14 protein-coding genes are annotated in these 15626 nt (G+C 39.9%); 4 read left to right on the top strand and 10 right to left on the bottom strand.

Annotated elements, in window-relative coordinates; translation table 11 throughout:
• Positions 1–114: 114 nt before the first annotated feature.
• The 6 genes from FTU16_RS08000 to FTU16_RS08025 form a co-directional block, all read right to left on the bottom strand.
• Positions 115–282: a hypothetical protein gene (locus tag FTU16_RS08000; protein ID WP_180163051.1), complete on the bottom strand. Its 168-nt coding sequence runs from the start codon at positions 280–282 to the stop codon at positions 115–117.
• A complete protein-coding gene (locus tag FTU16_RS08005; RefSeq protein ID WP_180163052.1) occupies positions 275–1828 on the bottom strand; it encodes a site-specific integrase in 1554 nt (517 codons plus the stop codon). The genes FTU16_RS08000 and FTU16_RS08005 overlap by 8 nt, the downstream gene beginning before the upstream one ends.
• On the bottom strand, positions 1821–3041 hold the full coding sequence (locus FTU16_RS08010; protein WP_180163053.1) for a site-specific integrase: 1221 nt from the start codon (positions 3039–3041) through the stop codon (positions 1821–1823). The genes FTU16_RS08005 and FTU16_RS08010 overlap by 8 nt, the downstream gene beginning before the upstream one ends.
• A gap of 152 nt (positions 3042–3193) precedes the next feature.
• Positions 3194–3781 (bottom strand): single-stranded DNA-binding protein, encoded by a 588-nt coding sequence (gene ssb / locus FTU16_RS08015; protein ID WP_078193176.1) that lies wholly within the window; start codon positions 3779–3781, stop codon positions 3194–3196.
• A gap of 51 nt (positions 3782–3832) precedes the next feature.
• Positions 3833–5197 carry an MFS transporter gene (locus tag FTU16_RS08020; protein WP_180002751.1) on the bottom strand — a complete coding sequence of 455 codons (1365 nt, stop codon included), beginning with the start codon at positions 5195–5197 and terminating at the stop codon, positions 3833–3835.
• A 155-nt stretch (positions 5198–5352) separates the two neighbouring features.
• Complete coding sequence (locus tag FTU16_RS08025) at positions 5353–6438, bottom strand: DUF475 domain-containing protein (RefSeq protein ID WP_078190525.1); 1086 nt, start codon at positions 6436–6438, stop codon at positions 5353–5355.
• A 207-nt stretch (positions 6439–6645) separates the two neighbouring features.
• Between FTU16_RS08025 and tenA the strand changes: the two genes are divergently transcribed.
• Entirely contained in the window at positions 6646–7311 is a 666-nt protein-coding gene (gene tenA, locus FTU16_RS08030; RefSeq protein ID WP_078193179.1) for a thiaminase II, read from the top strand.
• A 111-nt stretch (positions 7312–7422) separates the two neighbouring features.
• Here the strand turns inward: tenA and FTU16_RS08035 are convergent, their stop codons facing one another.
• The 3 genes from FTU16_RS08035 to FTU16_RS08045 form a co-directional block, all read right to left on the bottom strand.
• A complete protein-coding gene (locus tag FTU16_RS08035) occupies positions 7423–8145 on the bottom strand; it encodes a hypothetical protein (protein ID WP_180163054.1) in 723 nt (240 codons plus the stop codon).
• Positions 8146–8333: 188 nt separating this feature from the next.
• Complete coding sequence (locus FTU16_RS08040; RefSeq protein ID WP_111884495.1) at positions 8334–8672, bottom strand: GlpM family protein; 339 nt, start codon at positions 8670–8672, stop codon at positions 8334–8336.
• A gap of 134 nt (positions 8673–8806) precedes the next feature.
• Positions 8807–9190, bottom strand: a complete 384-nt coding sequence (locus FTU16_RS08045) for a hypothetical protein (RefSeq protein WP_180035452.1) — start codon at positions 9188–9190, stop codon at positions 8807–8809.
• A gap of 179 nt (positions 9191–9369) precedes the next feature.
• On the opposite strand from FTU16_RS08045, the gene uvrA reads away from it, so the two are divergent.
• Both uvrA and FTU16_RS08055 read left to right on the top strand, forming a co-directional pair.
• A complete protein-coding gene (gene uvrA / locus FTU16_RS08050) occupies positions 9370–12201 on the top strand; it encodes an excinuclease ABC subunit UvrA (protein ID WP_180101625.1) in 2832 nt (943 codons plus the stop codon).
• Positions 12202–12260: 59 nt separating this feature from the next.
• Positions 12261–12773, top strand: coding sequence for a hypothetical protein (locus FTU16_RS08055; RefSeq protein WP_180163055.1), 513 nt, complete (start codon positions 12261–12263; stop codon positions 12771–12773).
• Positions 12774–13738: 965 nt separating this feature from the next.
• Here the strand turns inward: FTU16_RS08055 and blaOXA are convergent.
• Entirely contained in the window at positions 13739–14590 is an 852-nt protein-coding gene (gene blaOXA, locus FTU16_RS08060; protein ID WP_373683895.1) for a class D beta-lactamase, read from the bottom strand.
• Positions 14591–14792: 202 nt separating this feature from the next.
• Between blaOXA and FTU16_RS08065 the strand changes: the two genes are divergently transcribed.
• Positions 14793–15602, top strand: coding sequence for a toxin-antitoxin system YwqK family antitoxin (locus FTU16_RS08065; protein WP_180063013.1), 810 nt, complete (start codon positions 14793–14795; stop codon positions 15600–15602).
• The last annotated feature ends 24 nt before the right edge of the window (positions 15603–15626 follow it).

The raw sequence follows: 15626 nt of genomic DNA on the forward strand, positions 1-15626 counted from the left end.
TTATAATCAGCGAAGAATTCAAAAAGGCTTGGATTTTAAGACACCAAATCAAATGGCAGAAGACTTTTATCGGTTAGCTGCCTAGAATCTCCCAAGTGAAAGTCTCCTGCTAATTCAGCACACATCAATCTTTACAAAGTTGACTTCCTTTTTCCAATAGTTATCTTCAAATACTATATCTGTATTTAATTCAGTTAATTGCTTAGAAAATGCAATAAACGCGTTTATATTCTGCTGCGCTGATTTACGACTATCTGCTGTAAAATAGATCAAGTTATCCATGATTGAGCTCCTTACAAGCATCTATAACCTGCTGTACAGCTAAAATAACCCTATCATTAATAGCCAATATTTCTACGCTTACACCGATCTGGACAAGATACTCTCGTTCTTCAATTAGCTGAGTTAAAATTAAATGATGTGGTGCATTAGCCCAAGGCATAAATTTATTACACACATAACACGCAATAGGTGCATGATCACGACATACGTTGTGCGTCCCGCATGATCCGACACTACAATCCTGTTCTACACAAGAAATCCTATTCGCATCTTTAACTTTTATCTGAGCCTCAATTTCATCTTTAACAATCTTGCCTTGAAAAGCATCAGCATATTTACGCAGACTTTCGTCCATAATCACAGATATCTGTTCTGCCAACTCAGGAACACTTTCTACATAGCAAGATGCATTCTGCGTATCACTATGATCAAGTAATTTAGCAATCACATTAATTCCTGCTTTTTGACGAGCAGCATTTGTCCCTAATGTATATCTAAATCTATAAGCAGTAATATGAATTGGTTTACCTGTTTCTCTTGAGCGTATACCTAATCTTCCTACAGCGGCCTTTAATTTATAAGTTACATCTGAAGTTGGCAAATGCACAATTTCTGAGGATAAAATTTCTAATAAATCTCTCCTATTCCAATCTAAAGCAGTCAGCTTATCCACACTATAAAATAGTGGTAGCTCTTTAAACTCAAGTTCTGATAGTTCCCGATTTGATAATTTAGCTACCTTCATTCTTAAAATTTTAATATGCTCATACAGTATTTCCGCAAGATTTTCACGAATACCAACTTCACTGAAAGCAGCACGAAAAAAGCTATTTCCTCTCATCTTCGCTTTAGGAATATTTAAAACTGAAGGGTATTCCCCATTATTCAGCTTATATTTATTTGAAAGATAAAGGTCTTTTACTTTTAGTGAAGCAATTTGAATAGGTCGTCTACCTGTAGCACAGAAAACCTTTATTAAGGCTGCTTCATATAAAGATAATTTATTTTCTGCTAAATACTCATTAGTTCTAGTTACAATTGCTTGAAACTCGAACGGGCTAAAAGGCCCCTCATCAGGATCTAGCGATAAAACTGCTGCTCCCTTTTCATTTCCACTCAAGCGCCACGAATCGATTAAATCATATACTTGATCATCTACAGCAGAATAACCAAGATCGTATATCTTCTTCAAAAAAACACGTAGCATCGCCACTTTATACTCATCATTTTTTGATGAATAGAAGTTCTTATAATTTAACAATCCTTCTAATGTAAATCTTTTTAGACTTGTAATTTCCCAGTACTTACCTACATATTCACACATATTTACAGTATGAGAACTTGAGCTAAATCTAGCGAAATGAATTAAAACCTGTATCACATCCATTTGTGTAGATGAATCAAAATTCCATATTCGAGTAATATCCATAGTTTTATTAATATCAAGAACCCATTTTTGATCATTCCGATTAAATTCATAACCTTTGAATGAAATAAAAGTATCTTGATCTATGTCAAAAAGATTTTGCTGAGCTAAATTACTCATCATTTTCCTCGAATTTATTTTGTATCCCTAAGCCGACTTCAATCGCTCTCCGATCTTCCGCACGTTTAGCATATCTTCGAGCACTTTGTGACCCAGGAATCCATCCCATTAAATAAGCTCGATCATTCTCAGCTTTATCTTCTGTTAGCCTTCCAGAATCAATCAACGGTTGCACTTTATCTGTAAATTTATCATTCCAAGTATGTCTAAAGGCATGTGCGTGTACTCTAAACTGGAATCTAGAGGATATTTGAGTGAAAATTTTATCTAGTGCATTGATAGACAATGGAGTAGCTTGATTTGATATAAGCAAAAAGTCTGAAGATTCAGCATTAGCAATGTGACTTCTATAATTCAAAATATATTGGTCTATTTTTTTCTTTAAATTTAAGTTTAATGCTAATCCTCGACTCCTAGTTTTTACTAAAGGCTGATATAATCGTGTATCACTATCATCATCATGATTCCGTTTAATATTGAGATAAAAAGACCCATTACTTTGAACAAAGTCAGAAAGTTTTATATTTAACAGCTCACCTTTTCGACAACCTAAATATAAAAGAAGATAAATAATTAATTCATTCCGATAATTTAAAAAATCAGAACTCCAAATATTTTTTTGATTGCTAGGATCAATAGTCTCTAAAATTAAATTTATTTGATCTTGTTCAAAGGATTTATAGTCAGCAGAATGATCTATAGTTTTCCTCGGTCTACGAGCCTTCATTATTTTAGCCGTATTTGTAGCTGATGCCTTGCACAGGTAAGTTTCGAGCCAATGTAGATAATCAGCAAAATTAGTTAATCTACGATAGATAAGATTTTTTGAAACATTGTCATTTTTTATTACTATTTTAGCTCTAACAGCTTCTCTTCTTTTCTCAGGAAAACTAACAATTTTCCGATCAGTCTTTTTATTGAGTAAATAATTACGTTTAAAATTTGCCAAATTCACTAAAGCTTCAATTTCATGTAATTGTAAAAAAAGTTTTTCTTTGATTCTTTGCTCAATATTAATCTGTAATTTATTTAAAAGGTAATACAGCAATTCAATATCTTCAAGTACTGAAACAATTGTATTAACTGAATGTCCACGATTTCTAAAATTGATCGTTGTATAAAGATTTGGGTAAGTTAAAGGAATACCTTCACTATCAATTAAGACAGCAAATCTTTCTCCACTACTACCTATAAATCTTTTAACAGACACCATAAAATTTACAGAAACTCTAAATATTAAATATACATATATCACAATAAAAAAAAGTTTACAGAATTATTTCTAATATCCATAAACTTTCTTTTAAATAACTATATCTAAAGAATAATTTTATAAACTTTACAAAACTATATCTTTAGAGTGTGTCAGAACGGTAAGTCATCATCTAAATCTGCTGCTGCAGGAGCCGGTGTCGGTGCAGGCTGTTGTTTTGGCGCAAAACCACCTGGGTTGTTATTGCCATAGCTATTGCCTTGAGCCGGTTGGTTATTGCCATAACCGCCTTGGTTTGAGCTATTACCGTAGCCACCTTGGTTTTGGTTATTGTTATAACCACCTTGTTGATTATTAAAACGAGGCTGACCAAAATCACCGCCTTGACCTTGTTCGCCTTGTTGGCGATTATTGTCAAGCATTTGCATTTGTTCACCACGAATTTCAGTCGTGTAACGCTCTTGACCGCCTTGATCTGTCCACTGACGAGTACGTAATGAACCTTCAATATAAACTTTAGAACCTTTGCGCAAATATTGCTGTGCAATTTCACCTAAACGGTTATGCAACACAATACGGTGCCATTCTGTTTGCTCTTTACGCTCACCTGTATTTTTATCAGTCCATGAATCACTCGTTGCAATTGAGAACTGAGTGAGAGAACCACCATTTGGGAAAGTTTTTGTTTCAGGGTCACGACCTAAAGTACCAACTAAAATGACCTTATTTACACCACGCATCAGACGTATTCTTCCTATTTGTTTCTATTATTTACTTTATAAGAGTTATGCTTAAATGGCTACCTCTTTCCCTAACAAGTGCGTTAAATGTTGTCGCGCAGATTCATCCATCTGCTGCTTATCCACTTTTACATAAGCCACTTGCTGGTCAGACATCACCACAACTTCTTCAATACCACGAATTGCTAAAAGCTGAGAAGTCCATTCATCCGTTTCTTTATCTTCAGGCAAACTAAACACCATAGACGATAAATAACGCGGCTGAGCCAATCCAAAACTAATGATCAACCATAAAATAGCTAGACCTGTCAGGATGCCCCATCCCATTGCCGTATCATTTAGCAACAAAAGTTGCCCGCCAATCATACCACCAAAAAATGCCCCCAGAAACTGACTGCTGGCGTTCACGCCCATGGCTGTCGCTTTAGACTGAATTGGAGCCGCTTTCGATAACCATGACGGTAATAATGCTTCCATCACATTAAATGCAATAAAGAATAATCCTAAGCCAGTAAGCAGAATATATTTAGATTCGAAACCAAAAATTAAGATGCCCAATCCTAGAATAATGCCACCAATGGCGGTCAAGAAAATGCCGCGCATTTTGCGATATTTTTCCGCCAGAATAATGCTCGGAAAGGCAAAAAACAGGCTCACGACCAAAAGCGGCAAATATACCAGACCATGCGAATGCAAGGGAATATTGGCGAAGTCAATCAACTGAGATGGCACATAAATAAACATCGCTGTGAGTAGTAAATGCAATGCAAAGACTGAAACGTGCAAACGATTTAGATCAGGCATTTTCAGCACTTGCTTCAACTGCGTCAGATAACCTTGTTGGAAATTTCGGTGATGACGTGTCACTTTCGGCACCAACAGCAACATTGCAATCGCGGCAAGTCCCATGATGGTGGTCACCCAAAATAAACCCGAGATACCGACTAAACCTGTGAGCCAAGGTCCAAGGCTAAATGCCACCACAAAGGACAAACCGATACTCATCCCCATCATCGCCATGGCTTTAGTACGCTGTTCTTCACGTGTGACATCGGCTAACAAAGCCATCACCACCGCAGATACAGCGCCACCACCAGCAATCGCACGCCCGATAATTACGCCATAGATACTATCGGACATCGCCGCAATTGCACCGCCTAAAGCGAACAACAGCAGCCCGATCACCACCAACGGTTTCCGGCTATAACGGTCTGCAATCAAACTAAACGGGATCTGTAAAATCGCTTGGGTCAAACCATAAACACCAACCGCTAAACCAATGAGTGCCGGTGTAGCCCCTGCATATTGCTGACCTGCCACAGAGAAAACAGGAATAATCATGAACAGCCCCAGCATACGTAAGGCAAAAATACTACTCAAAGCAAAAGTTGAGCGTCGTTCAAGAGCATTCATCATAGCTGGTTAAAAATTCATTAATCTTGGAATGGGATTATAGGACATTCAGCTTAAAACGAAGCAGGATTTTTATTGATTTTAAATATCCTGATAATTGGACAAATAAAAAGCGCAGCTAATGCTGCGCTTTTTGGGAGATTTCAGGCAAATTTAAATTAGCCTAGACTTTCTTGGCGCTTTTTATATTGAATTGAGGCAATCACCGCCCAAACAATAAATGCCACACCAATCAGGCCCGTTACCACTTCAGGGACATGCAGACCTGTGCCACTCGCCAACATAATGAAGGCCAAAGCACCAATCGCATAATGCGCACCATGTTCAAGGAAGATATAAGCATCTAAGGTGCCTTTATCCACTAAGTATATGGTCATCGAACGCACGAACATGGCACCAATGGCAAGACCAAGCATAATGATTACCACATCAGAAGTAATCGCAAATGCACCAATCACACCATCAAAACTGAATGAGGCATCGAGTACTTCAAGATAAAGAAAACCACCAAAACCGGCTTTGATCACGCCTGTCGGTACACCATTTGCGTCATGTCCAACCGCATTACCGTTTTCATCGACTTCAGGTTCACCACCCAATAAATGACTCAGTACTTGGACACCGATATACACCACGATTCCCCAAATACCCGCCATCACAACTGCTAAACGAGAGGCTTCAGCCACGTTTGCCGCCATCACCAATAACGCAATTAGAGCAATAAACACGGACATTGCAGGAACGTTTGCAAGATTGGCCAAACGGCGCTCTAACCAACGGAACCAATGGGTATCTTTCCCTTCATCTAAGAAGAAGTTCAGGAACACCAATAATAAGAAAGCACCACCAAAGGCCGCAATTTCTGCATGATGTGCCATCAATTTAGCTGAATACTGAATTGGATCATTCAACGCCATTTGAACCACTTCCATTGCACCCATGTCTGCAGTTACAGCCACGATCACAATTGGGAAAATCAGACGCATACCAAAGACAGCAATCACGATCCCGACGGTTAAGAAAATCATTTTCCAAAAATGATCCCAACCACGGAGTACAGATGCATTGACAACGGCATTGTCAAAAGACAAAGACACTTCCATCACCGCTAAAATGGCAGTAATGGTCAGTGCTGTCAGCATGGCTTGCACGCCTGCATTTGGGCCATGATTCAGACCCCAATATGCAGAAATAGCAAGACACACGATCGTAAAGACGATTGAGAAACCAAAATGTTTCATCATGATAGATCGACCTATTCATTCAATAAGATTTCAAAATGAGGGAATACCCAGTTTGAAGCTAAGTTTATGGCGCAATTATGCCGCTTTTCAGAATTGAAACCAAAAATTATTCGTTACATTTTGAATAAACACTCTAAGATGGAGGCTCTCAATTACATCGCATCATGGTGTAGACCCGTCTTTCATTTTTAACGACAGGAATGTTCAATGCGTTTTTCTGAAGAAGTTTGGCAACGTAATACCGCGTTATATCAGCAGATTCTCCATCTACCGTTTAATCAGGAATTGGCTCAGGGCAGTTTAAGCCGCGACGCCTTTTGCCACTATGTCATTCAGGATGCCCATTATTTATTGGCCTATGGTCGTGCGCTTGCGGTGTGTGCAGCCAAGGCGTTTGATGCCGACGATGTGATTCAGTTTTCTGAAGCCGCAAAAATTGCCATCGTGGTGGAACGCAGTCTGCACAATGACTTTATGCAAGGTTTCAACATCAGCAAAGAACAGTTTGAAAATACCCCATTAACCCTTGCCTGCCATCATTACACTTCGTTTCTAACAGCGACAGCATGGTCAGAAAGTTACCCTGTGGTCCTTGCCTCACTCCTGCCTTGCTTTTGGATCTATGCTGAAGTCGGCAAAGCCATTGTCAGCCAATCTGTACCGAATAACCCTTACCAAGCATGGATCGATACCTACTCAGGTGAAGACTTCAATACTGCTGTGCAAAACGTGATTCAAACTATTGATCGAGTGGCGGCTCGCTGCGATGCAGATACACGTGAAAAAATGCATGCGGCTTATACGAACGGCGCAAAATTAGAATGGATGTTCTGGGACAGCGCGTATCAACAGCGGACATGGCCTGTAGAATAAACCTTTGATTTAAACTGTATAAAAAATTAAGGATCTAAAATTGCTTTTAGATCCTTTTTTAATATGGTTAGATTCGGTTTTTAGAATGACCATGCACGATCATTTCAGGCATTAGCGTTTAAAACGATACCATTCGAGAAAAATCCCCATCGCGATAATCACCAAAAAAATCGCAAAACGTGCTTCACGCAACTCACTGCGTGCTGCTTTGCGTTCCTGCATCTCTTCTGAATGAAATTGTGATTTGACCATCGGATCTAGTTGAGCAATAGCCAATAAATCTTTGGGCTTTTCACCTTTGCCTAAAATGAAATAAAGCCCTTTGACTTGCATTTCATTGAGTTTTCCCAGTTCAATATTCAGTTGAGTAGCTTGTGCATTATAGTCAGGCACCCAATCTTCTACGCGGGCATATACATGGGCACGACTAATATCAAAGATTGATGCATCCTGCACTTTCTTGCCCGTTTGATCTTCCAGTTGTTCACTCAAATCGGAGAATTGGGACAGTACATAGTCTTTTTTCTGTGCCAACTGTACACCATCAAAAGCATACTCTTGTATTTTTTGTGCAGGATTATTTTTCGATAATAAACCTTGGGGAACGACTTTAAAGTCCAGAACAGTATTGTCAGGGACTTGGTTGGTTTGCAGCACCATATAGACCACAGACCATAGCTGTTCATTTTGCCCGACCGCAGGCACGCTCACGCTATAGCGCTGCTCTTCTGCAGGGTCAATAAACTGTTCAAACGCGAGGATTTGACTGTCTTCAGCCCACAGGATTTGGCTTAAAAACATGAGGCTGATGATCACCCAAAATTGTTTTAACATTATTTGCTCTTATCATGATTATTTTCTGTTCTGGCAGAATTATAATTAATTATTCAAATACTTACATTTAAAATCACACATTTAACGATTGGAAATTCATCATAATTTTAGCCAAATCTATAGTTTTATAAATGATCTAGAACCCATAAAAATTGATCTAAATCAGCATCGATATAGGCTTTTGATGCTTACTGAAAACTCTGCCATGCATAAATCAAAACAGCCGCAGCAAGCACCCAACTCAACGTTGCTACACTCAAACATGCCGTTAAACTTACACGTGTTGCGAGCAGGTACACCATCAATAAATAAATGAAATAGGGGATGAGAGACCAGAGTCCAAACAGTGCAGTTTTTTGTAATGCGGCTGCACCCTGATCATTTGCCACAATTACATGAGCAATCAACGCAAAAGTCGGAAACAATGGAACCAAACCTGCAATATAAAACGCCTTACTTTTAGACAGCAAAGCAATTAATACCACAACAAAGGCACCCATTAAGCTTTTGAGAAATAAGGACAACATGGCATTCTATGGTTTCGAGAAAACTGCATTTTACGCCTTTTCTGCGATAGTCCTGAGATTTTCCAATGGATTGTTATGCGCATGACACAGGAGATTTAAACGATGAACTCAAAACAGTCATAGTGCCGTGATCTTTATGCACCTTTACACCACAGGCTAGATGTAAAGCGCGCCTTTTGTTGCTCAGCCATGTGCTTAAACTGTGCTTGAACTTTTAAATCTTCAGCACTCATCAAATGTTGATTGTTTTCAACAATTGCCAAAACCAAATCAAACTGTTGAGGAATTTTTTCGCAAGCCAGATGCTTTTTTTCAGCTTCTGTTTTGGCTTGACCTAATTTCGCAATATACAGATCAATTTTTTCACTTTCGGTATTCAGCGCCAAAGTTGCTTGTTCTAAGCTGTCATATTTTTGCGCTTTCGGTGTGTGGTTCGGGGTACATGCACTCAAAAACACACTACACATCAATAAACCCATCACACCTAATGTTGGATTGAGATGAAGTTGCCATTTCATGTTAAAAGTCCTAGATTGCTGATTTGCGGATGTTTTAGGGCATCGGCACAGACAGCTATATTTTGATTCGGCCATTTTTCTCACAAAGTCACGCATAAATCTAGGTTTAAATTACACTTGAACATTTTTCATGCGCTATCATATATAGGTTTTTCGATGAATATTTTAGGACCCCTTGCATGAGCCAAAGCCATATCCGTATTCGAGGCGCACGTACCCATAACTTAAAAAATGTGTCACTCGATATTCCACGCGACAAGTTTGTGGTCATTACGGGTCTTTCTGGTTCAGGGAAGTCCTCTTTGGCTTTTGATACCTTGTATGCTGAAGGTCAACGTCGCTATGTTGAGTCCTTATCTGCCTATGCGCGTCAATTCCTTTCGCAAATGGAAAAGCCCGAAGTCGACTCGATTGAAGGCTTAAGTCCCGCGATTGCCATCGAACAAAAATCAACCAGTCACAACCCACGCTCGACGGTGGGAACGATCACCGAAATTTACGACTATTTACGTCTACTCTATGCCCGTGTCGGCACGCCATACTGTCCTGAACATGACCTCCCAATGGTGGCTCAGACTGTGTCTGAAATGGTCGATACGGTCAAAGGTCTAGAAGAAGGTACGGCGCTTATGTTGCTTGCCCCTGTGGTCCGTGACCGTAAGGGTGAATACACCAACTTATTTGAACAATTACAAGGTCAGGGTTTCGTCCGAGCCCGTGTCGATGGTGAAGTCATTGATATTGACACGCCACCCGAATTAGACAAAAAGAAAAAGCACACCATTGAAGTGGTGGTCGACCGTTTTAAGGTTCGTGATGATCTTGGCAACCGGATTGCAGAAAGTTTTGAAACGGCTTTACGCATGGGCGGCGACATTGCCATTTTGTCGTGGATGAAAGGCGAACAAGAAGACCGCGTATTTTCAGCCAAACACTCCTGCCCTGAATGTGAACGTGCCGTAGGTGAACTGGAACCGCGTCTATTTTCCTTCAACAATCCATTCGGTGCCTGCCCTGTTTGTGATGGTTTAGGCACACGCAGCCATTTTAGTGCTGACAAATTGATTCCCAATAATGAAGTTTCGATTAGCCAAGGGGCAATCCGTGGTTGGGACCGTCAACGTCCGTATTACTACAGCATGATCCAAAAAGTTGCCGATCATTTTGGTTATTCTCTAGACACACCGTGGAATGAACTCGATGCCGAGACCAAAAAGAAATTCCTTTATGGTACAGGCAAGGAAAAAGTTGACCTCAGCTATATTGATGAACGTGGTCGTTCGCACAAACGTGTGCAAGCCTTTGAAGGGATTCTACCTCACCTAGAGCGTCGCTACCGTGAAACCGAATCCAACTATGTACGTGAAGATTTAGCACAGTATTTATCCAATGCCGCATGTGATGCTTGCGGTGGCTCACGTCTCAATGAAATTTCACGTCATGTCCGAGTTAAAGATAAAACCATCGCGCAAATCACCAAGATGTCGATTGGCGATGCTGAAAGCTATTATCAAGACCTCAACTTAAGTGGTGCCAAAGGCGAAATTGCTGACAAGATTTTCAAAGAGATTCGTGAACGTTTGCACTTCCTAGTCTCTGTCGGTTTGAACTATTTAAGTTTATCGCGTTCGGCAGAAACACTGTCGGGTGGTGAAGCTCAGCGTATTCGTTTGGCTTCGCAAATTGGCGCGGGCCTCATGGGCGTGATGTATGTCCTCGATGAACCCTCTATTGGTTTGCATCAGCGTGATAATGACCGCCTATTGGAAACCCTAGTACGTTTGCGTGACTTAGGTAATACCGTATTAGTTGTAGAACATGATGAAGATGCGATCCGTGCCGCCGACCATATTATTGATATTGGCCCCGGTGCAGGTGTGCATGGCGGTCATGTGATTGCCGAAGGGACGTATGATGAAATTTTGGCAAACCCTGACTCACTGACAGGTCAGTATTTATCAGGCAAGTTAAAAATCGAAGTTCCAAAACAACGTGTACAACCACCCAAACCTGAAGAACAAATCAAGTTGATGGGTGCTGCGGGCCATAACCTGAAAAATGTCGATTTGACTATTCCTTTAGGTGTGATGACCTGTGTGACAGGTGTATCAGGTTCAGGCAAATCGACGCTGATTAACCGGACATTATTGCCGCTTGCAGCAACTCAGTTGAATGGTGCAACCACGCTCACTGCGGAAAAATTTGACTCAATTGATGGCTTACAATTCCTTGATAAAGTCGTGGATATTGACCAAAGCCCGATTGGACGTACACCGCGTTCTAACCCTGCAACTTACACAGGTTTGTTTACCCCAATTCGTGAACTGTTTGCGCAAACCCCTGAAGCCAAAGCACGTGGCTATGCTGCAGGTCGATTCTCGTTTAACGTGAAAGGCGGTCGCTGTGAGGCCTGTGAAGGCGACGGTATGATTAAGGTTGCAATGCACTTCTTACCTGATATGTATGTGCCTTGTGATGCCTGCCACGGCAAGCGCTATAACCGCGAAACGTTAGAAGTTGGCTATAAAGGTCGTAACATTTCTGATGTCTTAGAAATGACGGTTGAAGATGCGATGCATTTCTTCGATGCCATTCCTGTGATTCACCGTCGTTTGGAAACCTTGAACCAAGTGGGCTTGGGCTATATCCGTTTGGGTCAGTCTGCAACCACACTTTCAGGTGGTGAAGCGCAGCGTGTCAAATTGGCTCGTGAGTTGGCGAAGCGCGATACAGGCAAAACCTTGTATGTGCTTGATGAACCAACAACTGGTCTACACTTCCATGATATTGCCAAGTTGCTCGACATCCTGCATGAGCTGCGTAATAAGGGCAATACCATTGTAGTGATTGAGCATAACTTGGATGTGATTAAAACCGCCGATTGGATTGTAGACTTAGGCCCTGAAGGTGGTGCGGGCGGCGGTATGATTATTGCCGAAGGTACGCCAGAACAAGTGGCGAAGAATAAAGTGTCGCATACAGCGAAGTTCTTAAAGCCGATGTTGAAATAAGATTCACTTTCCTTTAAGTGCATGATAAAACGGTGATTCATTCACCGTTTTTTATTTATATGACTTTATTAGAGATAATTGATACAGCCGTAAAAATTGGTTTAGGAGCACTGATAACTGGCGTAATTACCTACTTAAATCAAAAGGCAAATATTTCAGCATCAGTAGCAAAAGATAACCTTCTATATAATCGTAATTTATTGACCAATATTTCCAAAGATCTCGAGGAAATAAATCATCTCGTTTTAAAAATTTGGGCAATTTTTGAATTTGAAACAAAACAATCTCAACCAGCTCTTAATGAGATTTCAGATAGACTTAAACCTCTAAGACACACACTTTTTAATGACTTTAATTTGCTTAGCAAAAATGAAGGTTTACTTCTTTTACATGGATATATTGAACAACAAGAAAAGCTAAGAATTTATGGCGAATTACTCGGAAAATTTAACGCTTATACACTTTGTAAAAATGGAGCTATCAATGTTGAAACAACTGCTCAATATAGATTTGAAATTTTAGAAGCTAGAAAATCACTTTATACGAGCTTAAACAAAGCCATTTCTAAATAAATTCTTGTTCTTCACAACATTCAATCACATGACGGCGACATGGATGTCGCCTGTTTGACTGGGGCAGCACGGATGTGCCCTTAGTCAAACAAAAGCATTTTGCCTACTTTTGTGCTTTCAAAAGTAGGAATCTCCTACGCAATGGAAACTCAAACCCAATGCAAAGTAAGGACGTTTAGAAAATATATTTTTTGAAAATAACCTGAACTAAATTCATCCACAAAATTTGCGCCATCCTTTTATACATTCAACTGGAACTGTTCGGACGTACTTTCAGCCAAACAAAAGCATTTTGCCTACTTTTGTGCTTTCAAAAATAGGAATCTCCTACACAATGGAAACTCAAACCCAATGCTAAGCGAGGATGTTTAGAAAAGCATATTTTTTTGAAAATAACCTGAACTAAATCCATCCACAAAATTCGTGCCATCATTTTAAACATTCAACTGGAATCGTTCGGACGTACCTTCAACCAAACAAAAGTATTTTGCCTACTTTTGTACTTTCAAAAATATGAATCTCCTGCGCAATGGAAACTCAAACCCAATGCAAAGCGAGGACGTTTAGAAAATATATTTTTTGAAAATAACCTGAACTAAATTCATCCACAAAATTTGCGCCATCCTTTTATACATTCAACTGGAACTGTTCGGACGTACTTTCAGCCAAACAAAAGCATTTTGCCTACTTTTGTGCTTTCAAAAGTAGGAATCTCCTACACAATGGAAACTCAAACCCAATGCTAAGCGAGGACGTTTAGAAAAGCATATTTTTTTGAAAATAACCTGAACTAAATCCATCCACAAAATTCGTGCCATCATTTTAAACATTCAACTGGAATCGTTCGGACGTACCTTCAACCAAACAAAAGTATTTTGCCTACTTTTGTACTTTCAAAAATATGAATCTCCTGCGCAATGGAAACTCAAACCCAATGCAAAGCGAGGACATACAAATTCAAAAAATTAACGTAAATAATGAAACACACCCAACTTATCCAACACATTCAAAGTTAACTGCTTACGCTCTGCCACATCATCCCCTGCTGCCATCTGCATATTCAAACTAAACGACATGATCTTGCCATGACCATCATCCACCCAACCGGTATACCAACCGACTTGAGGTTCCACATCCATGCCCCAACCGCTCTTGGCATACAACTTTGCATCACCACGACTTTCAATATAAAGCATGTCTTTGACTTGCTTTTGTACCGCGACATCAAACGGTAATTTCTCTGTCGCAAGCTGATACGTAAATTGAGCTTCTTGTTCAGGCGTAATCTTTAACGGTCCAACCAACCAAAAATTATCCACCTGTTTACCAATATTGGCATTACCAAAACCGACCCGTTTGACTTCTTGTTGCATTAGCGCCAAGCCTATTCGCCTTGCCAGTTCCTGATATACAGGAACCGCAGACGCTTGCATCGCTTCACCCAAAGTCAGGTCTTTTTCCCATGACGGGAAAGCACGTTTTTCACCTTTCCATTTAAAAACTTCAGTGGTTGTCACCTTCTGATGCTGCAAACCAATTAAAGCATTTAACATTTTAAAGGTAGATGCAGGAATGTATGCTGTCTGAGCACGCTGTAAGTCATTGCCATAATAGCTCAAACGCTGACCATCAAATGTGACAAATACCGCCTGTGTCTGTGCTTGATTAAATAAAGACGGAATTTCACTCACCCGTGAATTTGCTAAATTGGCTTGAGCGGTTTGTTTTAAGTGTTGAGATGAATCCAACATGCCTTCATTTGCTGTACATGCTGTCAAACTCAGGACAGTCATCAACGATAGATATATTTTTTTCATTGCACTATTTTTATGGTGTTTAAAGTCCATAGTATAAGATGAAGTTCAAACCTGAATTGTTTACTTTTCAACAGTCTTCTATCTGTTGAGAACTTAGCGTAACCACTATTTATTTTTAAACAAAACATCCTTATGATGACGCATATCGTGGACTCAACAACGAATAATTTTTAATTTTTTAAAATATAAAAGCATACTAACAATGAATAAATTTATCTTAAGTTTCAGCCTCTTATTATGTCCAATATATAGCTTTGCCGATGGCTATCTAAACGAATACATGGTGCTGTTTGTCTCACAAGAAGACCCCGATCTTAGCCCATGGAAAGATAAGCCGCAGTGTAAAGCCCTCAGTACCCCGACTCAACACAAAGGAATCTTTGAAAATCAATATGTCTATGCCAATGGCAATGCCCTGACCACCATCTTTCTGAGCAACAGCAAAATTAAAAACGGTGAATGTGAACATTTAATTCACTTTCCAGATGGCATTCAAGGCTCAGGCGTATTTGAAAGCTTCTTCCCCAACGGCAAACCCCGTAGCCGCATTGCCTATAAAAATGGGGAGTACGAGGGCAAACTTGAGTTTTGGTTTGCCAATGGGATAAAAGAACAAGAAAGTAGCATCATCAATGGCGAATCACAGGGGGATTACAAAATTTGGCATCCAAATGGGCAACTGGCTTTTTCTCAAAATTATAAAAATGGGATCGAAAATGGCCTGCGCCAACGCTGGTACAGTAATGGTAAACCGTGGACCTATGCCAATTTTCAAAACAATAAACTGATTGGCGAGCTGAAAATGTGGTTTGAAAACGGCAAACTAGAACGCCAAGGTTATTATCGTAATGGCGTTCGTCATAACAGTTATAAAATTTGGTATGACAATGGGCAACCTGAAGCGGTGCTTCAGTACGATTTAGGCAAAATTACCCAAGCCCAGTGTTGGAATGAAGACGGCAGCCAAATGAACCAACAAGCCTGCAATAAATTATATAAAGATGAAGATTAATTGATTTTTCTGGCTAACTATATG

Origin of the sequence: Acinetobacter sp. YH12069, assembly GCF_013419675.1 — a bacterium.
In the GTDB taxonomy this organism is placed as follows: domain Bacteria; phylum Pseudomonadota; class Gammaproteobacteria; order Pseudomonadales; family Moraxellaceae; genus Acinetobacter; species Acinetobacter amyesii.

What these genes read in the sequence shown, in the direction of transcription:
- FTU16_RS08035 (WP_180163054.1), bottom strand. Translation starts at nt 8,145, where the DNA reads ATGTTAAAACAATTTTGGGTGATCATCAGCCTCATGTTTTTAAGCCAA.
- uvrA (WP_180101625.1), top strand. Translation starts at nt 9,370, where the DNA reads ATGAGCCAAAGCCATATCCGTATTCGAGGCGCACGTACCCATAACTTA.
- FTU16_RS08025 (WP_078190525.1), bottom strand. Translation starts at nt 6,438, where the DNA reads ATGATGAAACATTTTGGTTTCTCAATCGTCTTTACGATCGTGTGTCTT.
- FTU16_RS08055 (WP_180163055.1), top strand. Translation starts at nt 12,261, where the DNA reads ATGACTTTATTAGAGATAATTGATACAGCCGTAAAAATTGGTTTAGGA.
- FTU16_RS08045 (WP_180035452.1), bottom strand. Translation starts at nt 9,190, where the DNA reads ATGAAATGGCAACTTCATCTCAATCCAACATTAGGTGTGATGGGTTTA.
- FTU16_RS08010 (WP_180163053.1), bottom strand. Translation starts at nt 3,041, where the DNA reads ATGGTGTCTGTTAAAAGATTTATAGGTAGTAGTGGAGAAAGATTTGCT.
- FTU16_RS08040 (WP_111884495.1), bottom strand. Translation starts at nt 8,672, where the DNA reads ATGTTGTCCTTATTTCTCAAAAGCTTAATGGGTGCCTTTGTTGTGGTA.
- FTU16_RS08000 (WP_180163051.1), bottom strand. Translation starts at nt 282, where the DNA reads ATGGATAACTTGATCTATTTTACAGCAGATAGTCGTAAATCAGCGCAG.
- FTU16_RS08065 (WP_180063013.1), top strand. Translation starts at nt 14,793, where the DNA reads ATGAATAAATTTATCTTAAGTTTCAGCCTCTTATTATGTCCAATATAT.
- blaOXA (WP_373683895.1), bottom strand. Translation starts at nt 14,590, where the DNA reads ATGAAAAAAATATATCTATCGTTGATGACTGTCCTGAGTTTGACAGCA.
- FTU16_RS08005 (WP_180163052.1), bottom strand. Translation starts at nt 1,828, where the DNA reads ATGAGTAATTTAGCTCAGCAAAATCTTTTTGACATAGATCAAGATACT.
- FTU16_RS08020 (WP_180002751.1), bottom strand. Translation starts at nt 5,197, where the DNA reads ATGATGAATGCTCTTGAACGACGCTCAACTTTTGCTTTGAGTAGTATT.
- ssb (WP_078193176.1), bottom strand. Translation starts at nt 3,781, where the DNA reads ATGCGTGGTGTAAATAAGGTCATTTTAGTTGGTACTTTAGGTCGTGAC.
- tenA (WP_078193179.1), top strand. Translation starts at nt 6,646, where the DNA reads ATGCGTTTTTCTGAAGAAGTTTGGCAACGTAATACCGCGTTATATCAG.